The 22372-nt window shown below is 37.8% G+C and carries 22 protein-coding genes and 1 other annotated feature; of the genes, 3 read left to right on the forward strand and 19 right to left on the reverse strand.

Going from position 1 to position 22372, the window contains the following annotated elements; genetic code table 11:
• On the reverse strand, positions 1–1284 hold the full coding sequence (gene hisS / locus NST46_RS17325; RefSeq protein WP_118889094.1) for a histidine--tRNA ligase: 1284 nt from the start codon (positions 1282–1284) through the stop codon (positions 1–3).
• A gap of 63 nt (positions 1285–1347) precedes the next feature.
• Positions 1348–1569, reverse strand: a binding site (T-box leader).
• A 46-nt stretch (positions 1570–1615) separates the two neighbouring features.
• Entirely contained in the window at positions 1616–1789 is a 174-nt protein-coding gene (locus NST46_RS17330; protein WP_158586224.1) for a hypothetical protein, read from the reverse strand.
• 114 nt (positions 1790–1903) lie between these two features.
• Here NST46_RS17330 and NST46_RS17335 point away from each other — a divergent pair, with 114 nt between their 5' ends.
• Positions 1904–2959 carry an N-acetylmuramoyl-L-alanine amidase gene (locus NST46_RS17335; protein ID WP_095307149.1) on the forward strand — a complete coding sequence of 352 codons (1056 nt, stop codon included), beginning with the start codon at positions 1904–1906 and terminating at the stop codon, positions 2957–2959.
• A gap of 80 nt (positions 2960–3039) precedes the next feature.
• On the opposite strand, the gene dtd is transcribed toward NST46_RS17335, so the two are convergent.
• The 7 genes from dtd to NST46_RS17370 form a co-directional block, all read right to left on the reverse strand.
• Entirely contained in the window at positions 3040–3486 is a 447-nt protein-coding gene (gene dtd / locus NST46_RS17340) for a D-aminoacyl-tRNA deacylase (protein ID WP_303447342.1), read from the reverse strand.
• A gap of 37 nt (positions 3487–3523) precedes the next feature.
• A complete protein-coding gene (locus tag NST46_RS17345) occupies positions 3524–5725 on the reverse strand; it encodes a RelA/SpoT family protein (protein ID WP_095307151.1) in 2202 nt (733 codons plus the stop codon).
• A gap of 181 nt (positions 5726–5906) precedes the next feature.
• Entirely contained in the window at positions 5907–6419 is a 513-nt protein-coding gene (locus NST46_RS17350) for an adenine phosphoribosyltransferase (protein WP_095307153.1), read from the reverse strand.
• Positions 6409–8724 carry a single-stranded-DNA-specific exonuclease RecJ gene (gene recJ / locus NST46_RS17355; RefSeq protein ID WP_303447344.1) on the reverse strand — a complete coding sequence of 772 codons (2316 nt, stop codon included), beginning with the start codon at positions 8722–8724 and terminating at the stop codon, positions 6409–6411. The genes NST46_RS17350 and recJ overlap by 11 nt, the downstream gene beginning before the upstream one ends.
• A gap of 56 nt (positions 8725–8780) precedes the next feature.
• Positions 8781–9098: a LapA family protein gene (locus NST46_RS17360; RefSeq protein WP_341137514.1), complete on the reverse strand. Its 318-nt coding sequence runs from the start codon at positions 9096–9098 to the stop codon at positions 8781–8783.
• A gap of 122 nt (positions 9099–9220) precedes the next feature.
• Positions 9221–11473: a protein translocase subunit SecDF gene (gene secDF, locus NST46_RS17365; RefSeq protein ID WP_341137515.1), complete on the reverse strand. Its 2253-nt coding sequence runs from the start codon at positions 11471–11473 to the stop codon at positions 9221–9223.
• Between the two features lie 54 nt (positions 11474–11527).
• Positions 11528–11830: a post-transcriptional regulator gene (locus NST46_RS17370; RefSeq protein WP_095307157.1), complete on the reverse strand. Its 303-nt coding sequence runs from the start codon at positions 11828–11830 to the stop codon at positions 11528–11530.
• Positions 11831–11945: 115 nt separating this feature from the next.
• Here NST46_RS17370 and spoVB point away from each other — a divergent pair, with 115 nt between their 5' ends.
• Positions 11946–13496, forward strand: coding sequence for a stage V sporulation protein B (gene spoVB, locus NST46_RS17375; RefSeq protein ID WP_095307159.1), 1551 nt, complete (start codon positions 11946–11948; stop codon positions 13494–13496).
• A gap of 33 nt (positions 13497–13529) precedes the next feature.
• Here spoVB and NST46_RS17380 read toward each other — a convergent pair whose 3' ends face one another.
• Positions 13530–14822: an ArsB/NhaD family transporter gene (locus NST46_RS17380; protein ID WP_303447349.1), complete on the reverse strand. Its 1293-nt coding sequence runs from the start codon at positions 14820–14822 to the stop codon at positions 13530–13532.
• Positions 14823–14971: 149 nt separating this feature from the next.
• Between NST46_RS17380 and NST46_RS17385 the strand changes: the two genes are divergently transcribed.
• Positions 14972–15352 (forward strand): TIGR04086 family membrane protein, encoded by a 381-nt coding sequence (locus NST46_RS17385; protein WP_095307161.1) that lies wholly within the window; start codon positions 14972–14974, stop codon positions 15350–15352.
• 172 nt (positions 15353–15524) lie between these two features.
• Here the strand turns inward: NST46_RS17385 and yajC are convergent, their stop codons facing one another.
• The 9 genes from yajC to nadE form a co-directional block, all read right to left on the reverse strand.
• Positions 15525–15785: a preprotein translocase subunit YajC gene (gene yajC / locus NST46_RS17390; RefSeq protein WP_095307162.1), complete on the reverse strand. Its 261-nt coding sequence runs from the start codon at positions 15783–15785 to the stop codon at positions 15525–15527.
• A 29-nt stretch (positions 15786–15814) separates the two neighbouring features.
• Entirely contained in the window at positions 15815–16954 is a 1140-nt protein-coding gene (gene tgt, locus NST46_RS17395; protein ID WP_341137516.1) for a tRNA guanosine(34) transglycosylase Tgt, read from the reverse strand.
• Positions 16955–16970: 16 nt separating this feature from the next.
• Positions 16971–17999 (reverse strand): tRNA preQ1(34) S-adenosylmethionine ribosyltransferase-isomerase QueA, encoded by a 1029-nt coding sequence (gene queA / locus NST46_RS17400; protein ID WP_341137517.1) that lies wholly within the window; start codon positions 17997–17999, stop codon positions 16971–16973.
• 21 nt (positions 18000–18020) lie between these two features.
• Positions 18021–18221: a DUF2905 domain-containing protein gene (locus tag NST46_RS17405; protein WP_168927290.1), complete on the reverse strand. Its 201-nt coding sequence runs from the start codon at positions 18219–18221 to the stop codon at positions 18021–18023.
• Positions 18218–19219 carry a Holliday junction branch migration DNA helicase RuvB gene (gene ruvB / locus NST46_RS17410; RefSeq protein ID WP_341137518.1) on the reverse strand — a complete coding sequence of 334 codons (1002 nt, stop codon included), beginning with the start codon at positions 19217–19219 and terminating at the stop codon, positions 18218–18220. The genes NST46_RS17405 and ruvB overlap by 4 nt, the downstream gene beginning before the upstream one ends.
• Before the next feature lie 17 nt (positions 19220–19236).
• Positions 19237–19842, reverse strand: coding sequence for a Holliday junction branch migration protein RuvA (ruvA, locus tag NST46_RS17415; RefSeq protein ID WP_095307168.1), 606 nt, complete (start codon positions 19840–19842; stop codon positions 19237–19239).
• Positions 19843–20003: 161 nt separating this feature from the next.
• The gene (locus NST46_RS17420) at positions 20004–20735 is read right to left on the reverse strand and encodes a YebC/PmpR family DNA-binding transcriptional regulator (protein ID WP_095307169.1); all 732 of its coding nucleotides are present in this window, start codon (positions 20733–20735) and stop codon (positions 20004–20006) included.
• A 115-nt stretch (positions 20736–20850) separates the two neighbouring features.
• Positions 20851–21408 (reverse strand): YhcN/YlaJ family sporulation lipoprotein, encoded by a 558-nt coding sequence (locus tag NST46_RS17425; protein ID WP_095307170.1) that lies wholly within the window; start codon positions 21406–21408, stop codon positions 20851–20853.
• 67 nt (positions 21409–21475) lie between these two features.
• Entirely contained in the window at positions 21476–22216 is a 741-nt protein-coding gene (gene nadE, locus NST46_RS17430) for an NAD(+) synthase (protein WP_341137519.1), read from the reverse strand.
• Positions 22217–22372: the final 156 nt, after the last annotated feature.

Raw genomic sequence — 22372 nt, forward strand, 5'->3', positions numbered from 1 at the left:
CTATTTTCCTCCTAAAAGCCTTTTTCGCAATTCTTCAATTAGATTCTCTACTGGCACTTCTAATTGTTGTCCGGTTTCCATTTCTTTCAAATTAATGGTTTTCTTTTCAAGTTCTTCATCTCCAAGTACTAAAACATATTTCGATTGGAAACGGTCAGCAGCTTTGAATTGTGCTTTCATTTTTCGACCTTGATAATCTTTATCCACTTGGATTCCGTTCGTTCTTAGTTCATGTACGAGTCGTGTTGCTTCTTTTTCAACTTCACCTGATCCGGTTGCAACAACAAAGCAGTCAAGACTCTCATCAATTGGAATTTCAATGTTTTCTGCCTCAAGTGCCATAAGTAGACGTTCAAATCCCATACCAAACCCTATTCCAGGGGTTTCTGGTCCTCCAAGATCCTCGATTAAACCATTGTATCGCCCACCACCTGCAAGCGTTGTAATAGCACCAAAACCCTCTGCTTCACTCATAATTTCAAATGCAGTATGGTTATAATAGTCAAGTCCACGAACAAGATTTGGATCAACTACAAAATCGATATTCATTATCGTTAAATATTCTTGAACTTGCTCAAAATAGGTTTTCGATGCCTCATTTAGATAGTCAAGAATTGAAGGAGCTGTTTTCATTGTTGGGTGATCACGATCTTTTTTACAATCGAGCACACGAAGTGGATTTTGCGATAATCGTTTTTGACAATCCGAACAAAGCTCTTCTTTATATGGTTCAAAGTGATTGACAAGCGCTTGTCTGTGGTTATCTCTACTTTCTTTATCTCCAAGTGAATTAATCACTAATTTTAATGATGTTAATCCGAGCTCTTTATATACTGTCATCGCAAGGTCGATTACTTCTGCATCAACTGCTGGATCAGCACTACCAAGTACCTCTACACCAAATTGATTCAATTGACGCATACGCCCTTTTTGGGGACGCTCATAACGAAACATTTGAGCAAAATAGTATAGTTTAACTGGCTGATTTGGATCCCCGAACAATTTATTTTCAACAAATGCCCGTGATACGGATGCAGTGCCTTCTGGGCGTAATGTAAGACTTCTTCCTCCACGATCTTCAAAAGTATACATTTCTTTCTGAACGATATCTGTAGAATCTCCAACTCCGCGTTGAAATACTTCCGTATGTTCAAATAAAGGGGTGCGGATTTCTTTAAAATGGAATCGACCACACACATCTTTAATTTTATTTTCTGCATATTGCCATTTGGCTGCGTCTTTTGGTAAGATATCCACCGTTCCTCTTGGTGCCTTCATACTCATCTCAAAACCCCCTGTTTCCTTATTAATTGTAATAAATTAGAAAAATCCCGTCCCTTATATAAAATAAGGGACGGGATTTTTCCCGCGTTGCCACCCTAGTTGATGCTAAAATAACAGCACCCGCTCTTCACAGTTAACGCCTGCAAAACGTTCATACCTACTCTATTTCGATATAAAACCTCAGGAGTGTCTTTCATTAAGCCATCTGGGAAAATGCTCACAGCCATTGACATTTTCTCTCTACACCAGTGGTACTTCAATTACTTTTTCCTTCAACGGTATTTAATATATATTGGAATGTCTATTATATTAAGCGGAACCGAAATGATTGTCAAGCACGATTCAGTTTTTTCTTTAATAATTTGACATCTTCGATTGCAATTCCTAACTCACTTGCTATTTCCAGATTGGTTCCCCTTCCTTCTAATTCGGTAAATCGATGTAAATCTGGAGATAAAATATCCTTTTGATTTCCAATGTTCCATTGTTTTTCATTCATTCGCACGGACGAACTCCTCCTTATAATTGTACATCACTTTACCTCTAGCTTTGCCTTTAAATGAGATTTTTATTATACTTAGTAAATGAAATAAACTACTTAAGGTTAGGGAGGAACGTCGTGCATTCAAGAAAAATTATATTATTTTTATTTATAGCGGTATTTTTCTTGCTATCGGAACCATTTAACGTTCGTGCAGCTGAAGCTACCATAAATGTTTCAAATTTAAATGTCCGTAGTGGACCAGGTACAGACTATGAAAGCATTGGAAAACTTGATTCTGGTCAAACATTTACCGTCACTGGCCAAGAAAACGATTGGGTAGAAATTAATTTAGAAGATGAAACCGGCTGGGTTGCATTGGAATTCGTTACGCTTTCCGAACCTCAATCGAATGAAACAGAGGAAGGCGAAGTACATAGTGATATGGATAGCATCATTATCCAGCATGATAATACACAGCTTCGTGAAGGGCCTTCTACGGATTATGCCATTGTACATTTTGCTGAAAAAGATACTAAATTAGAAGTTATTTCGGCTACAAATAATTGGTATGAAGTTGCAAATGATGAGATTACTGGCTTTGTTAAGAAAAGTCTTGTCGAATCTAAAGACACTAAATCAAACAGTAATATATGGAAAAATAAAACGATTGTTATCGATGCTGGTCATGGCGGACGTGATGTGGGTGCGATTGGCGCATCCGAATCTTATGAAAAAGATATCGCTTATTTAACTGCACATGAACTCGAGAAAGAACTTTTAGCACTAGGGGCAAATGTACTTCTCACTAGGAAGGAAGATGAATTCATTTCACTAGCTAGCAGGATCACCTACTCCAACATTCTCGACACGGATGCATTTTTAAGTATCCATTATAACAGCATCCCTGAATTCCCAAATGTTTCTGGTATCGAAACCTTCTATTACACAGATCAGGGTGAAAATCTAGCAGAAAAAGTTCAACAGGGCATAATTGAAGAAAGTGGAGAACGAGACAGAGGTATACATGAGGGTGACTTATATGTAATTCGTCAAAACCTTAAACCCTCAGTGTTGCTAGAACTTGGTTTTATATCTAATCCTGAAAAAGAGGCACAGCTACAAACACAAACTTATCAGCAACAGCTTGTACACGGTATTATGCAGGGTCTAGCTAAATACCTTGCAGAATAACAGCATTAAAAAATTCAGTTTAATGAATTCCCTAATAAAAAAATAAGGGATGGCAGATTAGATTGCCTCCCTTATTTTTTCTATTTATCCTTGCTATCAATAATTAGTGTAACAGGTCCAACATTTGTTAATTGTACATCCATCATTGCACCAAATTCACCTGTCTCCACAGGAATTCCTTGCTCTTTAATCGATGCGTTAAAAGACATGTACAGTTCATTTGCAAAATCTGGTTTCGCAGCTTGTATAAAGCTTGGCCTTCTTCCTTTTCGTGTATCACCGTACAGCGTGAACTGGGAAATCGACAAGATACTTCCACCAATGTCTTTTAATGATAAATTCATTTTTTCATTCTCATCCTCAAAGACACGCAAATGAACAATTTTATTTACAAGATACTGAACATCTTCAATGGTATCATCATGTGTCACCCCAAGTAACACGACAAATCCATCGGTTATTTCACCTATAACTTCACCCTTTACCGTTACACTGGCATCTTTTGCTCGTTGTATTACTGCCTTCATTATCAAAAACTCCCTTAATCCAATCAATCAGCACAATTTATTGAACAGTTCGTGTTACTGTATATACATCTCTAATTTGCTTAATGCGTTCAACAACCTTACGTAAATGTCCTGTATTATGAATGAGTATTGTAATTTGTATAACGACAATTCGATTGCGATCAGACTTACCATTTACATGTGTCATATTCGTTTTCATCTCATTGACAACCTGAAGGACTTCGTTAAGCAGACCTCTCCGATCATATCCTGTAATTTGAATATCCACGTGGTATTGTTTACGATCTGAGTTGCCTTCTTCCCATTCTACATGCAAATAGCGTTCCTTTGCTTCCTGTGTTTGTACGTTAGGACAGTCTGAACGGTGTACCGATACACCTCTACCTTTCGTAATATACCCAAGAATATCGTCACCAGGAACCGGGTTGCAGCATTTCGCGAGTCGAACTAGAAGATTATCAACACCTTCAACTTTTACACCAGAATCCCGTTTATGCGAACGCTGTGTTTTAGTTTCCGTTTTAACTTCTTCGAGCGTTGTTTCTAAATCTTGTACCTTCTGCTTTGTCTGTCTGATTTTTTCTGTCAGCCTGGTAGCGATTAATGCAGCTGTAATTCCTTGGTAACCGACTGCTGCATACATATCTTCCTCGCCAGTAAAATTGAATTTATCAAACACGCGCTGCATATTCTCAGGAACAAGTACTTCCTTCGGTTCAATATTCAATGCCCGAATTTCTTTTTCAACAGCTTCTTTTCCTTTAATTACATTCTCTTCTCGACGCTGTTTCTTAAAAAATTGTTTAATTTTACTCTTCGCTTGCGAAGTTTGCGTCATCTTCAGCCAATCTTGAGAAGGTCCATAAGAATGCTTTGATGTCATAACCTCCACAATATCGCCATTTTCCAACTTGTAATCCAGTGGTTCCATTTTTCCATTGATTTTAGCACCAATCGTTTTATTTCCGATTTCAGTATGGATTTTATAAGCAAAATCAAGTGGAATGGAACCGGAAGGAAGTTCGATTACCTCGCCTTTTGGTGTGAAGACATAGACCATATCGGAAAATAAATCGATCTTTAAAGATTCAATAAATTCTTCTGCATCATGGGTGTCATTTTGCCAATCAAGAATTTCTCTAAACCACGTTAATTTTTCCTCAAATGATTTCTTCCCACTCTTCACTTGCTTTCCTTCTTTATATGCCCAATGAGCAGCAATTCCGTACTCTGCGATTTCATGCATTTCTTTTGTGCGAATTTGCACCTCGAGTGGATCACCCTTCGGCCCAATCACAGTCGTGTGAAGTGATTGATATAAATTTTGCTTTGGCATTGCGATATAATCTTTAAACCTTCCAGGCATTGGCTTCCAGTTTGTGTGGATAATTCCCAGAACTGCATAACAATCTTTAATGCTTTCCACTATAATCCGAACGGCTAATAAATCATATATTTCATTGAATTGTTTATTTTGCTTGACCATTTTTTGATAAATACTATATAAATGTTTTGGGCGACCAGACATCTCTGCTTCAATATTGACATCATTCAATTCGACAGCTAATTCCTGAATTACTTCTTTAATATATGATTCCCGTTCTTCACGTTTTTGCTTCATTAATTGAACAATACGATAATATTGCTGTGGATTTAAGTAGCGTAGAGCGGTATCTTCCAATTCCCATTTAATAGTTGAAATTCCCAGTCGATGAGCTAACGGCGCAAAAATCTCCAGTGTTTCATTAGAAATTCGACGTTGCTTTTCTGGAGGAAGGTGCTTCAATGTCCGCATATTATGCAGTCTATCTGCAAGTTTAATCAAAATTACGCGAATATCTTTCGCCATTGCCACAAACATTTTTCGATGATTTTCAGCTTGTTGAACTTCCTTCGACTCGTATTTAATTTTTCCGAGTTTTGTGACACCATCTACAAGCATGGCTACCTCAACATTAAATGCTTGCTCTAAATCGGCAAGAGTTACTTCCGTGTCCTCCACAACATCATGCAAAAATCCGCCTGCGATTGTTTCTGCATCCATTTCGAGTTGAGTAAGAATACCTGCTACTTGCACTGGATGAATAATATATGGCTCGCCAGATTTTCGAAATTGATTATGGTGTGCCTCGTTTGCAAAGTCATAAGCGCGTTTAATTAACGCCACATCCTCAGTAGCTAGATACTTTGTTGCCATATTGATAATGTCATTAATTGTTACATTTTCGTCTTTTGCCATGAAATCACCTTTACTAGCCGTCTGCATTATTTAATAATTGATATTCTTCAACAATTGTAGCACATAGAATACGAAACCCTTAAATATTTTTAATTATATGCTTTTCCGTATAATGTGTCCATTGTAAAATCTCTATAATAAGAGGTCTGACGAGAAATAGACGTCAGACCTTATAAAAAATTTAATATGTCATTAATGTTAATACATCATAGTCTTTTAGCTTTTCTTTACCGTTTAAGTAGCCGAGTTCAACTAAGAAAGCACAGCCGACAACGATACCGCCGAGCTCTTCCACTAACTTTATCGTAGCTTCAATTGTTCCGCCAGTTGCCAGCAGATCATCCGTAATCAAAACCCGTTGTCCCGGTTTGATTGCATCTCTATGAATGGTCAGTACATTCGTACCATATTCGAGACCATAATCTACTTTAATTACTTCACGCGGCAACTTGCCTTCCTTTCGAACAGGAGCAAAGCCTATTTCGAGTGCATAGGAAACTGGACACCCTACAATAAACCCTCTAGCTTCGGGTCCAACAACAATATCGATCTGCTTTTCTTTCGCATATGTTACGATTTCATCTACTGCTGCTTTATATGCTTTTCCATCCGCCATTAATGGTGTAATATCTTTAAATTTAATTCCTTCTTTTGGCCAATCTTCAACAATTTTTATATGTTGCTTATAATCCATTTACTACTTCCTCCTCGGGGATATTCAAGTAATCCATACAGCTTTCCATCCACATTTTCAATTCTTCATAATTCGAATAATAAAGCTGTTTCTCAATATCCGCTCTATTCAACCGTTCTTGATATAGCTTCGAGTCACTTAAATCCTTTTTCTCCGGATTTGTCTCCAACTCAATAACTCCATTTTCTATTTTAACAAATCCCAGTTCAAAAAACACGTTTGAAATAAAGATAATTCGATCCTTACTCCAGCCTTTATGGTTCATAATAGTCTGTAGCTCTGTTTTTAAATCAAGCACTTTTCGTTTTCGAACAAGTGCGTAGAACCAAACGAACTCTTCCCTAGATGGAAAAGCTGATAGATACGCACTGTCTTCAATATGATAACACGCAACTATATTAACCGGCTTTGTTTGCTTTATAATAGCCTTTAGCTGTGCAAGGTTAGCCGGCAGGTCATAAATATACAGTGTTTGCTTTTCCTCCAAAGCATGAATTGATGTATCATAGTTAATTTGCTCAACATCTGCATAAACAGGTTCACTGGACGTGGTAATTACAAATGCGTTATTTGTATCTAAGTGCACGTTGCGATTTTTCTTTCCCCTATAATCAAATAACTGCCATTCATCAATCTTCATATCCTCAATAAGAAACTGTGCTTTACGATGACCATTCCACTCGTTGATTCCAAGCTCTCCAACTAATGATAATACTGCACTTGGAGAAATATGCTCGTACAATTCCCCCATACCAAAGCCTATACTATCTAGTGTTTGGTCATTTTTTTTGAATAGAAGCTTCAGATGGTTCTTTGCACTACCAATCTTCCTGGCATCAGCCGGTGCTTCCTTCAATTCAAAGACTGGTTTAGGGTTCTTCATACCAAATGGTGCGAGTCTATCGATTTCTTGGACAAGTTCTTCATCGATTTCTTCCACTTTTAGCTGTGCACTAATTTCAATTACCTGTTTAAAATCTGATTCTGTAAGCTCTTCTCGAATAAACGTATCTAACTTTTCTTGTACAAGTGGTAGATTATCAAGTGGGAATGTCATTCCTGCAGCCTGTGCATGTCCTCCAAAATGTGTAAATAACTCTCTAATCCGCATCCCATTTTTGAAAAAATCAAAAGCAGGTATGCTTCTTGCTGAACCTTTAACAGTATTCAATTCTGGTTTAATTGTTAAGACAATTGCAGGGCGATCATATTTTCGAACTAATTTGGACGCAACAATTCCAAGCACGCCTTCATTCCATCCTTCTTTTGCAACGATAATTACATCGTGTGTTGCAGAGGATTCCACGATTTGCTGTGCCTCTTGAAAAATGTTATTTACAATCTTTTTGCGTTCGTCATTTATCACATTAATTTCTTCTGCCATTTCCTGTGCAATTTCATCGTCATCTGTTAATAACAATTGAACTGCTAAATCAGCGTTTTCCAGTCGGCCCACGGCATTTATTCTTGGGCCGATCAAGAAACCGACATCTTCTTCCGTCACATTGCCCTCAACTTTACAAACCCGTTTAAGGGCTTTAATTCCTGGGTTTTGCGATATCGTTAATGCATGCAATCCATAAAATGCGAGTACTCTATTTTCATCCACGAGTGGAACGAGGTCTGCTATTGTTCCAATTGCAGCAAACTCTAGCAAGTGCTTCGGAAAATAGCCGAGTAGACTTTGGGCAAATTTAAATGCTACACCGACACCTGCAAGCTCTTGGAATGGATAACCTTCTGAGCATTTTGGATGAATGATGGCAAAGCAATCCGGTAATTCTTCTTGCGGCTCATGGTGATCTGTAATGATTAAATCAATTCCTAATTCCTTCGCCACATGCGCCTCATAAACTGACGCAATGCCTGTATCTACTGTAATAATTAATGTGAATCCATTTTCTGCTGCTGCTCGAAAAGCAGCTTCGTTCGGCCCGTATCCTTCTGTAAATCGGTTTGGTATATAGAAATCACAATTCGCCCCAAGCTCTTCCAAAGCTTTTATTAAAACTGTAGTTGAACTGACACCATCCGCATCATAATCTCCATAAATTAAGATTTTTTCATCATTATCTATCGCTTTATGTACACGTCCTGCTGCTCTTTCAATTGAATCAATTTTAAGCGGACTGTGTAAATTTTTAATATCAGGTGATAAAAATTGTCTTGCTTCTTCAATACTCGTTATTCCTCTTTGCTGCAATAGTTGTTTGACAATTGGAGATAATGCAACTGCATCGTCTTCCCAATCTACTGCTGCTTCTTGTAGTGACGTATATTTCCAATTTGCTTTACTTTGTAACATGATTTCACCCCTGACTAATCTATTATACTAGAGACAGGCAGGGGTAGCAATTAGAATTATTTTGTTTTCGTTAAATCACTTCTTTTTTTTCGCTCAGCCGTTTGACCGTTCTCTTCTGATTTAGCAAGCAGTTTCGTATTTTCGGCCTTTAATCGCTTGAGTTCCCTTTGTATACGATAAAATCGTATTGCGCCCACAGAAGCTGTTATAATCCCACCCATTAACACCGAAAATAGAATAACAAGTATTAATGGGGATTCCTGCGTCCAGAATAAATAGTTCACCTCGACTGCATCCACATTTGTAACAGCAAAAACAGCTACAATAATAACGAAAATAATGGATAAAATAACGTAGGTTTGTCCTTTTGTCATAACTATTCTCCCTTCTTGTGTCTATCTATTTTGTTAGATTACCCTTTCTTGGTAAACTTCAATCAACTTAAAGCAAAAATCCCTTGTCTATTAACTCTAAAGACAAGGGATTCTCCGTCTAATTATACCTGTGGTCCTTCTGCCGCTTTTTTCTTCGTGAAATCTAATGGTTTTTCTTTTACTGATTTACCACGCCATACGAGCCATAACTGGGAAGCTAACAATAAGGAAGAATAAGTTCCTGCAACAAGCCCAATTGTTAATGCAAATGCGAAGCTTGTGATAGAAGAAGCTCCGAGTATTAGGAATGCGATTACGGCAACAATTGTAGTAATTGATGTATTCATTGTTCTTGTAAAGGATTGGATAATGCTTGTATTCACAATAGTTGTAAGTTCCTTAAACGATTTGACACGTTTCTTCTTACGTATGTTCTCTCGAATTCGATCGAAGATAACGATCGTATTGTTAATGGAATAACCCACAATTGTTAGGATTGCCGCAACAATGGTAATATCGAATTCAATTTGTGCAACACTGAATATAGCCAGCATAAAAAACACATCATGCAGAAGTGTCAATAATGCTGTTATTGCAAAGAAAAATTCAAAACGGAATGTGACATAAATAATCATGAAGATCGCTGCAATTCCAACTGCGTAGATAGCATTCTTTACGAGTTCCTGCCCTACAATTGGCGAAACGACACTGACACTAGGCTCATGTCCATATCGTTCATTAAAATAAACGCGAACCTCTTCCACCTCGGTATCCGATAAAACACCATCAAATCTTGCTACTGCAAGCTCACTATTTTCACCGGACAGGACGATTGATTTAACCTCATGTCCTAGCTCTTCAAATCCAGATTCTACCTCTTCTGCAGTCAAGCTGCTTTCCGAAACAACTTCAACTCTGGAACCACTTGTAAAATCAATTCCGGGATTAATCTGAAATATTAAGATAGAAATGGCACCTAGGATAACAAGCACAGATGTTCCAATGAAAAATTTATTACGGTGTTGAACGAAATTAACTTTTCGATTGAACAGTCTAGGTTCTTTTTCTTCTTCTGTAATATCTCTTATCTGATCCTTTTTCACACCAAACCATGTTTTTCGTTTTGTAAGGAATCCGCTTTGCACCCAGAGTCCAAGAAGTATTCTTGTTCCTAAGACAGCCGTTAAAAAGCTAATCAAAATACTGATGATTAACATCGTTGCAAACCCTTTAACAGAGCTTGTCCCAAAAATAAATAATACGACTGCAGCAATAATTGTTGTTAGGTTTGCATCCAGGATGGTCATAAAGGAACTTTTATTTCCTGCTTTGAATGCTGCTTTAACAGATTTTCCAATTCGTAATTCCTCTTTAATACGCTCAAATGTAATAACATTCGCATCAACAGCCATACCAACCCCTAATATAAGGGCTGCAATTCCGGATAATGTTAAGACACCATTTAAGAGCTGAAATACTAATATAACCAAATAAATATAGAAGGCTAAATTAATGGTTGCAATGAAGCCTGAGAATCGATAGAAAACTAACATGAACAATACAATTAAACCAATCCCTATAGCTCCAGCAAAAATCATTTGATTTAACGCTTGCTCTCCAAATTGCGCACCAACTGAAGTTGAGAATATTTCTGTCATATGCACTGGCAATGAACCAGAATTAATAATATCCGCTAATTGTTTCGCAGATTCAACTGTAAAATCACCACTGATCATTACATTTGTTGTATGTAACGGTTCACTAACATTTGGTGCAGATACAAACTTTGGCTCACTCTTAGAAGCTTCTTCTTCATACGAATCCCCCTCTTGGAAATCCATCCATATGACAAGCTTGTTGTCAGGGATATTCATTTGGCTGATTTGTGTTGTCACTTCTCCAAACTTTGCTGCATCTTTTAATTCTAAAGTTACAATTGGAGCATTTGTATTTGGATCGAAATCCTGCTTTGCGCTGCCTTCTTTTACATCCGTACCATCTAATAGCTCTTGATCGTTCACATCTCGAAAGGACAGTTGAGCAGAGGTGGACAGCATATCTCTTGCCTCTGACTGGTTTTCAATTCCTGCGAGCTGGACACGAATTCGATCTTCACCCTCAATATCGATAACCGCTTCACTTATTCCTAAACGATTCACGCGATCATTTAATGTTTGAACCGTCCCTTCCATTAAACCTCTCGTTACTTCCTGACTGCTATCAACAGGTTCCACTTCGTAGAGGACCTCAAATCCACCTTGAAGATCCAAACCAAGATTAATATTTTTTGTAATTCCTGGTACCGTTGTTCCAATCGTCACTGCTAAAGCAATAACTACTAGAAAAAAGGCAACAATTCTGCCTCTTTTTTTCATTAATTTGGTGCCTCCTTTTATACCAATAACTATTACGATATGTATATGTAAATTTTATTCTTTTATCGTCTCTCCTGCTCCAGTTAGTGCGGCAATTGAAGCCATCAAATCTTCGTTTTGGTATGAGCTTATTGTTAAATAGCTTAAATACGTGTTGGATGCCATATGAAAAATATCCTGTATAACTTCATGAATTCGTTTATCCGGTTCGCCTTTCCATACTTTTTGTACGAGACAATTCCAAACATCATCAGGTGTTGCCTGCGAATAACCCATCATTTCCAGTTCATCCGCTTTACTTTCCAAAGCCGGTTGAACGACCTGCTTCCACTCGTTAACGCCCTGTATAATTTCCATGTTATCCCACCAATTCCTATCGTATACTTTTTTAGCTTGTCATGCTTTGTCCACTATTTAGCATATATATCATTGTATAGTAATTTTTATTATTTGAGAAGGCGGGTCGAATAAAATGACCAAACAAACATTTCTACAAGGGGCAATCATCTTAATCGTTGCTGGAATGATTACTCGTTTTATGGGGTTCATTAATCGAATTGTTGTGGCAAGGCTAATGGGAGAAGAAGGTATTGGCTTATATATGATGGCTCTCCCAACACTCTTTTTAGTAATGACATTAACACAACTTGGTTTACCGGTTGCAATATCCAAAAGAGTAGCCGAGGCAGACGCTGCTAATGACCAAGCAAAAGTAAAAAAGATTGTTGTAATATCTCTCATGATTACCTTTATCTCAAGTATTGTATTTACCATTGTAATGGCTGTTGGCGCTCCATACATCGCTTCTACTTTGTTAACCGATAGTCGGGCAATGCTCCCTATTCTTGCAATTAGCCCAATTATCCCGATTACTGCAATTGCAGCTGTGCTAAGAGGCTATTTCCAAGGAAAGCAAAACATGAAGCCGCAAAGCTATGCACAAGTGATTGAGCAGCTTGTAAGAATTACCTGTGTTGCATTTTTCGTAAATCTTTTACTTCCATATGGCATTGAATACGCTGCTGCTGGAGCAATGATAAGTGTCATCATTGGAGAATTTATATCCCTAATGTATATGATTTATACATTCAAGCGAAAGAAAACCTTACGATTAAGACATCGTTTTTTCTCTTATTTGAAATCAAGTAGAAATGTTGTCAGAGAACTGCTATCCATTGCCCTTCCAAGCATGGGAAGCAGAATGATTGGGTCTATTTCGAACTTTCTAGAACCAATACTCGTTGTCCAAAGCTTGGCAATTGCCGGGGTTGCAAGTGCTGTCGCTACGAAGCAATATGGAGAACTAACTGGCTATGTGATGCCATTACTTTTTCTCCCAACTTTTATTACCCATTCCCTTGCTGTTGCACTCGTACCATCTATTGCGGAAGCAGAAGCAAAGAAAAATATAGCCTTAATTCATTACCGGATTCACCAATCAATCCGTATCTCATTTGCATCTGGAGGTATTTCAACTGTAGTCCTCTCGATATTCGCCGTACAATTACTTACGTATATGTATGGAACAGGAGATGCAAGCCATTATTTAGTGCTGATGGCTCCATTCTTTTTACTGCATTACATTCAGTCACCGCTTCAAGCTGCACTGCAGGCCCTCGACCTTGCAAAGCCTGCCATGTGGAATAGTCTCTTTGGTGTTGCACTAAAGTCCGTTGTATTAGTTATACTTGCCTCCAACCCAAATTTTGGAATTATGGGGGCAGCAATTGGATTATGTACAGGGGTTGTCCTGGTTACATTATTACATTTGGCAGTACTGAGAAAAGTAATTGGGTATTCTATCCCTTTTCTAGATATTTGTAAAATGATTGTTCTTCTTGCTTTCACTTGGTTGTTTGGTAGTTTTCTGAAACGTATCTATGAAACGATGGAACCACATGTAATTCTTTTTCTATCTGTTTTAGTTATACTTGGAGCCATCTATATCATTCTTTTGTTTGCTTTAAAATTTATTACGAAAGATGAGCTTAGACAAATACCATTTTTCAATAAGAAGAAATAAAAAAATGACACTTGAATAACAGGTGTCATTTTCTTATCCCATGTAAGGAATCAAATAGCGAATATATATATACACTGTTGAAACGATTAAAGATAATACGACAATCACAATTCCATATTTCATAAAACGCAGAAAGGAAATTCTCTGATTATCAGCTTCTGCTAATCCAGCAACAACTACATTTGCTGATGCACCTAAAAGCGTTGCATTTCCCCCTAAACAGGATCCTAGCGCTAACGCCCACCAAATCGGGTCTAAATATACCATGCCATATGTTTCAAACTCTTGGATAACTGGTATCATCGCGGCAACAAATGGAATATTATCGATAAAGCCGGAAGCAAAGCCGGATATCCATAAAATGAGTAATGTTGTTTTCACATAATCCCCTTCTGTTGAAACAACAATTAATCTAGCTATTTCATCAATAACACCTGTATGCTGCAGACCTCCAACAATTGTGAATAAACCAATAAAAAAGAATAGCGTTACCCATTCTACCTTAGATAAGATTTCTTCTGTTTTCACATCTTTTTCTGTTAGCAATAATAATAAAATTGCTCCTGTTAAAGCGATTGTGGTCATTTCAACATGTACTGCAGCGTGTAGAAGAAAGCCTGTAACGGTCATAATTAGGACTGTGACCGATTTATATAATATAGTGGACTCTACCAGGTTTTCTTTTGCATCAATGGAGAGAAGTTCGCTTAGGTTTGGCTGATACGTTTTTAATCTTTTTTGGAATAAAAGATAACTAATCAAGATAAGTAGAATTAACAAAAATAGTGCTACTGGTGCAGTATGTGCGAGAAAGGTTAAGAATGTAAAATGCTCTACCGCCTGTCCAATCATGATATTCGGTGGATCACCAATCAGTGTTGCCGTCCCTCCAATATTCGAACTGAAAATAATCATTAATAAGTAAGGAAATGCCGGAAGCTTCAGAAGCTTTGTGATTTTTAGCATGACTGGAACAAAAATTAAAACCGTTGTTACATTATCCAAAAAAGCAGACCCTATTGCGGTGAGTACTATCGAACCGATTAATAAGAACATAGGGTCTCCTCGTACACTTTGCGCAAAGCGAATAGCAATAAACGTAAATAGACCTGTCTTTTCTGTAATTGATATGATCACCATCATGGAAAACAATAATGCAATCGTATTCCAATCAATATAGTGGAAAAATATATCCTCTGTTGTATAGATCCCTGTTAATAGTAAGAGCGTTCCACCAAATAGTGCAGCTGTTGCACGATTAATTCGTTCGGTCATAATAAAAAAATAGCTGACGATAAATATTACTATTGCTAGTATGACATCCATATTAGCCCTCTTTCAACATAATTTGTTCGCATTTGGAGATCTGGGTACTAATATTGTATGCTTGGAAAATTATAAATATTTTCTTCTAAATACAATTTGTCCGAATAAAATGGACATAAGCAGACAATCATGAGAGAGGAGAATGGAATATGCAAAAAAATCAATTAACTGCATTGTTGTATGGCTGGATTGTAGTACTTGGTATTATTTTATTGTCTAGTGTAGTTTTAGCACTTGTCTTACAGTTTACAGCTTTTGATGAACCAGGATTAAAGTGGACTACATTAATTATTGGTATACTCGCTTTATTTCTAGGCGGAATTACCGCAGGAGCAAAAGGGAAATCAAAAGGATGGTTAATCGGTACAACCATTGGGCTAGGCTTTACATTACTGATTTTTTTAGTGCAATATTTAGGATACCAGCAAGGTTTTTCATTAGAGCAGTCAATCCATCATCTTGGCTTTCTAGCTGCTGCATTAGTAGGCGGGATTATTGGAGTCAATCTTATTGGCGGTCAAGTTGAATAGGTACGCTACACAATTAAATCCATATAAAAAGAAGTTAATGCAAATTGCACTAACTTCTTTTTATTTTTAACTGCCTGCTGAGTATTTTGTTTATTCTATGTACGTTCATACATAATACATGTATCTGTATAAGCCAAAGACCAACGTTCCTTAGCTTATAACATGGATACACTTACCCTTGTTTTACTTCACGAATTGCAGAGCGGTCATACGTAAGCTTGGCACCATCATTTGTGATAAGAACAACTGTTCCTTCATCTAGTGCATGAACCTTTGCATGAAGCCCACCAATTGTTACGATATCATCGCCTTTTTGTAAATCGCTTTGCATTTCTCTAACTTGCTTTTGACGCTTTTGCTGTGGTCTGATAAGCAGGAAATAGAAAATAACAAACATCAAAATAATCGGTGATAATGAAACGAGCATTTCCATGAACATTCACCCCTTTCTATTCTTAAGCATTAAAAGTTCTTTGCATTCGGTTTATTTAAACCATATTGCTCAAAGAAGGACTCCTTGAAGTCTCCAAGACGATCTTCTTTTATAGCAGCTCGAACTTGCTCCATTAATTTTAACAGAAAATGCAGGTTATGATAAGTCGTAAGTCTGAATCCGAACGTTTCATTGCATTTTATTAAATGACGGATATATGCACGTGTATAATTTTTACATACATGACAATCACAATTTTCATCAATTGGACCAAAATCGCGTGCATATTTCGCATTCCGAACAACTAATCGCCCATTTGAAGTCATGCATGTACCATTTCGTGCAATTCGGGTTGGCAGCACACAGTCAAACATATCAATTCCACGAATTGCTCCATCAATCAATGAGTCTGGTGAACCTACCCCCATCAAGTAACGTGGTTTATTTGCAGGCATTAATGGTGTCGTTAATTCGAGCACGCGGTTCATAATATCCTTTGGCTCACCTACAGATAAACCACCGATCGCATAACCAGGGAAATCTAACGATACTAGGTCCTGAGCACTTTGCTTTCGGAGATCCTCATATTCGCCACCTTGAATAATGCCGAATAAGCCTTGTACATCTTTTCGCTCATGCGCTTCTAGGCAACGCTCTGCCCAGCGAGATGTCCGCTCAACAGAAGCTTTCATATATTCATGAGAAGCTGGATATGGTGGACACTCATCAAATGCCATCATAATATCAGACCCAAGTGCGTTTTGGATCTGCATTGCCTTTTCTGGAGATAAAAAGAGCTTGTCCCCATTTAAATGACTTCGGAAGTGGACACCCTCTTCCGTGATTTCACGCATATCACTCAAACTAAACACTTGGAAACCACCGGAATCCGTTAAAATCGCTCCATCCCAGTTCATGAATTTATGAAGTCCACCTGCTTCACGGATAATATCTTCCCCAGGCCGTAACCATAGATGGTATGTGTTTGACAAGATAATATTCGCATTCATTTGCTGCAACTCTTCAGGGCTCATTGTTTTTACTGTTGCAAGTGTTCCTACCGGCATAAATGTTGGTGTATCAAATGAACCATGTGGGGTATGAACTCGACCAAGCCGAGCACCTGTCTGTTTATCTGTTTTAATTAATTCATATGTTATTGGTGTCATTTTATTCTTACCTCTTTTATAAAATTAACATCGCATCTCCAAAGCTGAAGAATCGATATTGCTCTCTAACCGCTTCTCGATAAGCATGTAAAACTGTTTCCCTATCTGCAAGTGCACTAACTAACATAATTAATGTTGACTTTGGGAGATGGAAATTTGTTATTAATCCATTGATTGCTTTAAATTGATAAGGTGGATAAATAAAGATATCTGTCCAACCACTGCTTGCTACAAACTTGCCGTCATTGTCCCTGGCGATTGTCTCTAACGTTCTTGTTGATGTAGTACCCACAGATATGATTCGACCGCCATTTGCTTTTATTTCATTCAATGTTGCAGCTGTTTCTTCTGTCATCTGATAGAATTCAGAATGCATCTCGTGTTCATCAATATCATCGACGCTAACAGGTCTGAATGTACCTAAACCAACATGTAACGTGATAAAAGCGATGTTTACACCAAGCTCTTTAATTTCTTCTAAAAGCTCGGTTGTAAAATGAAGCCCTGCCGTCGGTGCTGCAGCTGATCCTTCTTCCTTTGCATAAACAGTTTGATAACGTTCTTTTTCTGGAAGCTGTTCTTTAATATAAGGCGGAAGCGGCATTTCACCAAGCTCATCGAGCACTTCATAAAAAATACCATCATAAGAAAATTTCATTTCTCTTCCACCATGCTCTTTTAATCCAGTACAGGTCGCTTTCAGCTTTCCATCACCAAAGATTAACTCTGTGCCTACTTTCACCTTTTTAGCTGGCTTGGTAAGTACTTCCCATGTATCCTGTTCTTCTTGATGCAATAAAAGGACCTCAATATTAGCACCCGTATCTTTTTTAACACCATATAGCCTTGCAGGCAGTACGCGAGTATCATTTAGTACGAGGCAATCCCCTTTTTTAAAATAATTTTTGATATCTGCAAAATGCTGATGTGTTATTTCCTTCGTCGCCGGATTCAACACAAGCAATCGGGATGCCGTACGATCCTTCAATGGTGTTTGTGCGATTAACGATTCAGGTAAATCAAAATCAAAGTCTTCAATATTCATAATGAAACTCCTTACTGTATCTTAACGGAATCGACCGAAGATGAAAAATATAATGGATAAAATAATACTAATCACGATTGATGTCACAATCGGAAAGTACATTGTAAAATTCCCTTTTTTAATTACGATGTCCCCCGGTAATTTCCCAATAAACGTCCAGACTAACCCGATAATGACAAATAAAATACCGATTACGATAAAAAGCTTACCCAATTTTATCATTCCTCATGCTTTGTTATGCCAAAATGCTGGTATGCTTTAGCCGTTACAATTCTTCCTCTTGGTGTTCGTTGAATAAATCCAATTTGCAGTAAATATGGTTCGTAGACATCCTCAATCGTTTGTGATTCTTCACCAATCGTTGCAGCAATTGTATCTAATCCAACTGGCCCACCTTGGAACCCATCAATTATACCTTTTAATAACTTATGGTCAATATGATCAAGTCCGGCATCATCTACTTGAAGCATGCCAAGTGCCTGATCTGTTGTTTCAAGCGAAATTTCCTCTTCCCCTTTTACTTGGGAAATATCTCGTATTCGCTTTAGCAATCTGTTTGCAATTCGCGGTGTGCCCCTTGATCTCCGTGCAACCTCGATTGCACCTTCCTTTGTTATGGTTGTATGGAAAATTTCAGCTGTTCGTTCCACAATCGCGCATAAATCTTTTGCTTCATAGAATTCCAGCCTGCTTAACACACCAAAACGATCACGGAGTGGTGCTGTCAGCAATCCTGCTCGTGTTGTCGCTCCGACAAGTGTAAATGGTGGTAAATCAATTTTAACCGATCGTGCGCTAGGTCCGGTTCCAATTACGATATCAAGAAAGAAATCCTCCATTGCAGAGTACAATACTTCTTCCACCGAACGTGGCAGGCGATGCACCTCATCAATAAATAAAACATCGCCAGGCTCAAGGGAAGACAAGATTGCTGCTAAATCTCCCGCCCGTTCGATAGCTGGTCCTGATGTCGATCGAAAATTAACCCCCATCTCATTTGCAATAATTGCTGCAAGGGTAGTTTTTCCAAGACCAGGAGGTCCATATAACAATACATGATCAAGTGGTTCATTCCGCATTTTTGCAGCTTGAATAAAAATGCTCAGATTCTCTTTTACTTTATCTTGTCCAATATATTGCTTTAAACTTTCAGGACGAAGACTCAATTCAATCGACGTATCATCTTCTTGTAATTCACCAGTTACCATCCGACCCTCCATCTTCCGTCCCACCTTTCCTAATTTCTAACAAGTAACCCTAGTGCTTTCCGAATAATTTCATCTGTATTGGAGATATTTTCTTTTCTTAGCAATGGAATTACAGCTTTTAATTCTCGGTCTGTATAGCCTAGCGCTTGCAATGCTTCTTCTGCTTCCTTGTAGACTGCAGCATTCGAGTCTGCTGAAGCTGTAACTTGTTCAATCTCAACTTGAATCGAGAATACGGAAGTTAGTTTTCCTTTCAAATCGAGAATCATTTGACGGGCAGTTTTTTTTCCGACCCCAGGAAAGCTTGTCAAAAATTTATCGTCTTCCCTTTCAACAGCAGCTACAAATTCAGAAATATCGACACCTGCAAGAATCGCTAAGGCACCCTTTGGGCCAATACCAGAGACCGATATAAGTTTAATAAACAAATATTTTTCATCTTCATTTTTAAATCCATATAAGATTTGACTATCTTCACGGACATGATGGTATGTATGTATAAGTAATTCTTTGTTTAATGCAGATTGAAATGCAAATGGATTGGCACAAATTATTTCATAACCTATCCCATGTACGTCAACGACAACCGACTCATTTAAAACAGACACAAGCTGCCCCTTAATATACGCTATCATGTAATCATTCCTTCACTTATTTTAACATAAAAGTTCATTCATTGGAGAGGTTACCTTCTTACTTACCGAATGTTGTCACCCTATGACTTAAGGTCATAAGCAGAATTCATAACACAAAGATAAACTTCTATTCCTAATCGAAATAGAAGTTTATCACAGATTTAATCGGACGTTTCCAAATTGTGATGGATATCCTGGACGTCCTCACTCTCTTCTAATGTATCAAGAAGTGTCATCATCTTTTCTTCATCTTCAGTTGAAAGCTTGTTATAATTTTGTGGAATTAACGTTACCTCACTATCCGCAATTTCATAACCATTTTGCATAAGGTGATCGACCACTTCTTGGTATTCATCTGGTGTAGTATAAATCTCAAATGCATCCTCATGGGATTCGATATCTTCTGCGCCCGCTTCAAGTACAGCTAAAGTTAATTCATCTTCTTCGATGGAACCGTCTGTGTTAGAAATAACAATGTAGCCTTTTCGGTCGAACATAAAGGCTACACTTCCACTTTCACCTAAGTTCCCGCCATTCTTTTTAAACGCATGCCTCACTTCTGCAGCTGTACGGTTTTTATTGTCCGTCAATACATGAACAATAACAGCTACACCACCCGGACCATAACCCTCATACGTAATTTCTTCATAATTTGCTCCATCAAGTGTTCCCGTAGCCTTTTTAATATTACGCTCAATATTATCATTCGGCATATTATCAGCTTTCGCTTTTTCAACTGCCATTCGAAGCCCGGCATTTGTATCCAAGTCTGATCCACCTTGTTTTGCCGCTATATAAATATCTTTAGCATGACGCATAAAGATTTTTCCTTTTTTTGCATCCTGTGCATTTTTTCTTTTCTGTATATTTTTCCATTTAGAATGACCAGCCACTCGGATATTCTCCTCTCTAGAAATTCTTTCCTTACTATATCAAAAAAAGCAGTGCAGGAAAAGAATAAACCATATAGAGGATATTTCAAGGTTAGTATATAGGTCGGTTCATTAGTTAGTCTTTTAATTGAAAAAGGTCTTCAATAAACGTTTCTAGATCATCTCCATTATTCTTCGCCCGTAATCTTGCGTCCAGGTTTTTCATACGGTCCCATTCAATATCATCAGTATATACAATAACTTGCTTGTCAGTATTTGGTATAATTTCTCTAACCTCTTGTTTGATATTTTGTGTAACATCATGGTTAAAGTGTTCGCGAAGTATGACGGCAACCACAATACGATCTTCTGTCGATGCAACCTGTGCTTGTATAATATCCTTTTGTTTGCTTAACTCTTCTGTTATACGAGCTGACTCTTCGTTCGTAAAGGCATCCGAGTAATGAGTAAAGTCAGAGGCGTTAACACCCTCCTGCTTACTTTGTGGATATCCACCCCGCTCGCCAATGGATGGCTGTTTGGATTCATAACGATTATTTGCATCCGTCTTAGGCTCAAAATGGATTGGTTGAACGACGTCATCCTTTCGCTGCTCAGATGTTTCATTTTCTGCATTACAGCCGATGAGAAGCATAAACAGCAGAATGAAGCATATCGATTTTCTTCTATTCATAAACATAGACCTCCTTACAGGTAGTTTGTATAATGGAGGTCTATTTACACAGTTAAATTAAGGAAAACTAGTTTCGATTATATTTCGGTAAGCTTGTACGTTTATGTTCACTTCGCTCGTGCATTCTTTCAATTGTTGCTTTATCTTCAGCCGAGATTTCTTCACCTTTCAAATAAGCGTCGATGACATCGTAAGCGACTCCCATTTCCTTCTCATCTGTCTGATTTTCCCATAAATCAGCACTTGGCTTCTTTGTAACCACTTGTTCAGGAACACCAAGAAATGCAGCCATTTCTCTAACTTCTGTTTTTGTAAAATCAACGATCGGCAGTATATCTACGCCACCATCACCATACTTTGTAAAGTAACCAGTATACCATTCCGCTGCATTATCAGTACCTACAACTAAATAATTATAGTTAGTAGCAATGGTATATAATGTACTCATACGAAGTCTTGCTCTGAGATTTGCACCCGCAAGCTGATCATTCGCTTTATTGAACTGTCCCTTTTCTTTAAGACGGTTCTGAATTTGGTCGTACATTACGTGATGTGTATCCGTTAAATCAACGATTAGTGAATCAATGGATGCTTGTTCAATAACATCTCGCGCATCATAAAGATTTGAATCTGATGTATAAATTGGCATCATTACACCAAGAGAGTTATCTGGACAAGCGCGCTTAATTAAATTCGCAACCACAGCTGAATCAAGCCCGCCACTTACTCCCACAAGTAATCCGTCTACTTGAGCCTGTTTTACTTGCTCCTGTAACCACTTAACAATTTTATTTACTTCATTTTCCATGCTAATCTCTCCTTGCAAATTGCCTGTTTATCATTTATTTTATCACTAATTTAACTTTTTTCAATTTAAAGGATGCTGTTCCATGAAGACAAATGAGCATTCAAAATACTGCAGCAAAAAAGACGCAAAACAAAAGAGACGAACTGCATTCGTCTC

Origin of the sequence: Oceanobacillus sp. FSL W7-1309 (assembly GCF_038002145.1) — a bacterium.
In the GTDB taxonomy this organism is placed as follows: domain Bacteria; phylum Bacillota; class Bacilli; order Bacillales; family Amphibacillaceae; genus Oceanobacillus; species Oceanobacillus profundus.